Source organism: Rahnella sp. ChDrAdgB13, from assembly GCF_017655185.1.
Lineage (GTDB): Bacteria > Pseudomonadota > Gammaproteobacteria > Enterobacterales > Enterobacteriaceae > Rahnella > Rahnella contaminans.
The window spans coordinates 1-3,858 of record NZ_JAEMGT010000143.1 but is presented as its reverse complement, the minus strand read 5'-3'; the positions used below and the strand labels follow the sequence as shown (position 1 = coordinate 3,858).

The 3,858-nt window shown below is 49.7% G+C and carries 4 protein-coding genes; all 4 read right to left on the bottom strand.

The window, feature by feature from the left end; all coding sequences use genetic code 11:
• Positions 1-688 precede the first annotated feature (688 nt).
• Positions 689-2,497, bottom strand: a complete 1,809-nt coding sequence (locus J8X26_RS25030; RefSeq protein ID WP_208952307.1) for a primase-like DNA-binding domain-containing protein — start codon at positions 2,495-2,497, stop codon at positions 689-691.
• Complete coding sequence (locus J8X26_RS27800) at positions 2,494-2,787, bottom strand: DUF4222 domain-containing protein (RefSeq protein WP_208952306.1); 294 nt, start codon at positions 2,785-2,787, stop codon at positions 2,494-2,496. Before J8X26_RS27800 ends, J8X26_RS25030 begins: the two co-directional genes overlap by 4 nt.
• 4 nt (positions 2,788-2,791) lie before the next feature.
• On the bottom strand, positions 2,792-2,998 hold the full coding sequence (locus tag J8X26_RS25020) for a hypothetical protein (protein WP_208952305.1): 207 nt from the start codon (positions 2,996-2,998) through the stop codon (positions 2,792-2,794).
• Positions 2,991-3,858 (bottom strand): tyrosine-type recombinase/integrase (locus J8X26_RS25015; RefSeq protein WP_208952304.1); only part of this gene is annotated, 868 nt, incomplete at its 5' end. The genes J8X26_RS25020 and J8X26_RS25015, both read right to left, overlap by 8 nt.

The following is a 3,858-nucleotide window of genomic DNA, read 5'->3' as shown; positions in this document are numbered from 1 at the left end:
TACTTCGTGAATGGATGGACAAATGCCAAACTCTGAGCGTTTTTTCTCCTGTTCCTGAATACGTAACAGGGATTCAACCTGCCCCCGACTCAGCAAAACCGCCTGTGAAGCTTGCTGTTTACTCATAAACCACCCCCTGATATTTATACAGTTGTTATAATTTCATAAATCGCAACGACGATCAACATCGTTGCAATTACTGCAATATAAAACGTTTGTTTATTGACTGTTCCAACGGACGGTAACTTAGACTTGGGCTTTTATCTGGCACAAAAAAACCACCAGCAAATTAACGTGGTGGCTTTGGGTAAATCCGGCGTGTATACCGTAATTTTAATATCCGGCCCCAGATTTCTGTTCCCGGTATCGCTGTTTGTTCTGATACCCCCCCTAAGAAAAGTTTGCCCCCCTTAAACTGTTCATAGTGTTCATTCCACGCTGAAAGCCGCGCCAGCTCTGGCCTAAGGTCATGAACACTACTATTCATCAACTGTTCATAGTGTTCATGTCGATAAGAATAATTCTCATATTCACCCACTTCAAATGAACAGTAATGAACACTTGATGAACACTTTAGATATAAGTGTTCATCTGTTAATTTCTTTTAAAATCAATGGGTTTTTAGAAGTTAATTGAAATCATGAACAGTTGAACACTTACCCCCCAAAACTTTAGTTAGGGGGTGGGGTTATTCCTCTCGGTGCTCATGCATTCGTGGTACTGCCGGAAGCCAGTCATAGGCACTTTCAGCAAGATCCATGTTGTAGCGCATTCCCGCCATGGTCTTAGCCTTCTTGTACTCTGCGCCGTATTCCTTCATGACCTTGGGAAAGTCTGAGCCAAACCGTGTAAGCGTGAGATGCTTATCGAATCCGTGAGCATCCATATAGGCAAGATAGGCGTGATACAGATAGATGCGCGGCGCACGCGGGGAAATGTTCAGGTTGCCCATCAACATGCCTACAGCCTCCCCTAACGCGATAATGTGCTCACAGAAGCCGTATAGCGGGTCAGTGTGCCGTTTAACCCCCATCGCTTCCGCTGAATCACGCTGATCAGTCAAACAAGTTTTGGCGCGGTTCTGGTTGGCAAATTCTGACAACAGACAACGAATAATTACGGGCATCTCACAACGAATTTTTGCCATTAAATCAGGATCCCTGTCGGCTTCTTTTACCGGGATATCGAACGGAAAAATGACACGGCGCCGGGCAATGCCGCCGTTGCGTTCGGTAAAAGCCATCGGTTCGTTATTGGTAGCAATCACGACAGCATTAATCACAGTGGTAAATTGCTTTTCGTATTTGCCGTCAATCTCTACTGGGTCGCCGCCTGTTATCGCCTTAATCCCAGCCCCCTCACCGACATAGCGGGTTTGGTCAGGCATGATAATCAGGTTCTTCCCCACAAATTGCGCCCGCCCACGAGCCGAATCCAGAGAGGACATACTCCCGCTGGCGGTGTTATGCTCACCCGCCAAAATCAACGCGATAGCCGTAAATACACTTTTCCCGCTGCCGCCTTCACCCGTTACCTCAATAAACAACTGCCAGTCATGGCGATTTGCCAACACCATAAACAGCGCGGCCTTAATGCGGTTTTCTTTCTGCAGATCATTCCCGGCTGCATGGACAAGCCATTTACTGAAATAAGGGGCATGGTCTCTCAGGCTTTCTCCCGATGCAGGGTCGGTGAAAGTAATCCCGTTATGGTTCATCAACCAGTGCTCCGGACTGTGAGGTAAAAACTCCTTATTGGTCAGGTCATAAACACCGTTCTCAAACCCGATAAGCTCCCGGCGCGGTTTACCTACAACTGGAATTTCCAGCTTCATTGCGTCAATGGCGTTTTTAATCCCTACGGGGCTGTAATTCACCTCGTTCTCATTAAAGATGGCAACCATTTCACGTTGCAGTTCGCTGTCTGCCACCCTCTGCCATGTCGAACCGTCGTAGGCATACGCAACTTGGCTGTCCGGATTAACGGTTATCTCACCGTACCGTTGCGCCAAAAGCCTGCCGCGCTCGCTTGCGGCCATTCTGGACAAATCACCTTTTACGGGTTGCCGGAATTTATCACCGTCAGCCTTACGCATTTCATCAACCAGACTTTCCCCGCGTCCGGCTTCCTCTTTAAGTCCAGCAAGGCGTGGTGTCCAATCTTCCGCTGGTTTCTGTTCATGTATTCCGTCAAATAGACGGGCTTCTTTCACATCTGCCAGTGCCAAACGAGTTTCAATCGCCAGCAAGTGCGCGGGGCTGATATCCCCTGCACGGTAAACGCGGACGTAACGCCGCCCCTTATCGATGATCCGCAGGTTATCAAGCTCGGCCAGTTGCCGGGCTCCCAGATAAATGGGGGGGATCTTGTCACCGGCTTCATTACCGGCTTTTTCCGTCCAGTGCTGAACATGGCTGAGCGCATCCGCGCCCGCAAAAATAATCGCTTCCGTGAATTTATCTTTTGGAAGGTGCTTAACGTTCGGCGCGTTTTTCATTTTTTGCCTCTTTGGATCATTTCTTTCAATTTCTGTGTTTTAGCCAGCGCGTTATTGGTTTTGCACCATTCAGAAACAGCGCCAGCCGGTGCCGGAATAAAGTCACGACAAAAGCGCCCCACTGGCGAAATACAGGGATACTCATATCTTTCACGGATATAGGTCACGCGGTCATGCATGAAACCGGAAATAGTGACTTTTGAACCGGCGCGATCTTTCCAGATATCGCCCGGGCGGAATTCGGGCTGTGTTTGGCCGCTGGCAGTGAAGCCAGTTAATTTTTTACTCACGGTTTTATTCTCCGGTCTGCTCGGGTGGGATTACCTGAAAACCGGCTGTTTCTGCCAGCTCAAGAAAAGTGAGAAGAGAAGAAACATGTTCATCGTCCCTCAGACGGCGATCGCATTGAACCTCGCCCTTAATCAGACTTACCAGCACACGGCCGGTAAAATTAGGGGTAACGTGCAGCGTGGCGGTAACTGTGGTTTGAGCGTTATGCATGGAAAACCTCCATTGCTAAACGTGACTGTATAGCGGCGGCCTTGCTGCCCAACTGCAAATAAGTTCGGGTAATGGCGGGGTTGCTGTGTCCCAGCATTTCAGCGGCGATCAGCAGTCCCTGTTCTCCACCTGCATTCATGAGATTAAAGGCGGCAATCTTTCGGCTTGAGTAAGCACTCAGGCGCAGTTTGGTGTTAATAAATCCGGCGAACCACTGCATAACGCTGTGTAATTTTTTCCAGATTGTCTGGCGAGAAACGCTACCTTCCAGACGGAGACAACGGTTACTTTCAATCTGGCTGCGAGAAAATACCAAATCATCATCGGCAAAGTTAACGGCCATGCGGCCACGCAGCCGGTTGATAATGTTCGGCGGTAACTGCTTGGTGTCGTGTTTCACATCGGCTTTAGATACCAGCTCGAACACAATGGCCTGTTCGTCGTCGGTCATGGTTGATGCCAGTTCATCACAACTGATGCTGTCCCACTGCATATAGGCGATATGGTCACCGGCCATTCTGGCGGCGTCTTTACGCTGCTGGCGCACTATCTCAATGCCCTTGCGTGTTGCCCGCGCCTCTGCTGATTTTGTCTGTTTGGCGACAACGATCGTAGCCTGTCCGGTTTCCCAGTTGATGCACGAATAGCGGAAATTACATACGTCGCTGGTTCGCCAGCCGGTGCATACGGAAATATCCCACCAGAGCAAAACCCACTCTGGCTGCGTTTGCTGGATGCGTTCGCGGAGTTTGCGCTGTTCGTCACGGTCATAAACCGGCGTCATAGTGCGGGAACCTTTGGTGGACACCGCTTTAACGACGTTGCCGCGCAGCTCGCGCGCTTTTGCTGTCAGGGTTTGC

What these genes read in the sequence shown, in the direction of transcription:
- J8X26_RS25020 (WP_208952305.1), bottom strand. Translation starts at nt 2,998, where the DNA reads ATGCATAACGCTCAAACCACAGTTACCGCCACGCTGCACGTTACCCCT.
- J8X26_RS25030 (WP_208952307.1), bottom strand. Translation starts at nt 2,497, where the DNA reads ATGAAAAACGCGCCGAACGTTAAGCACCTTCCAAAAGATAAATTCACG.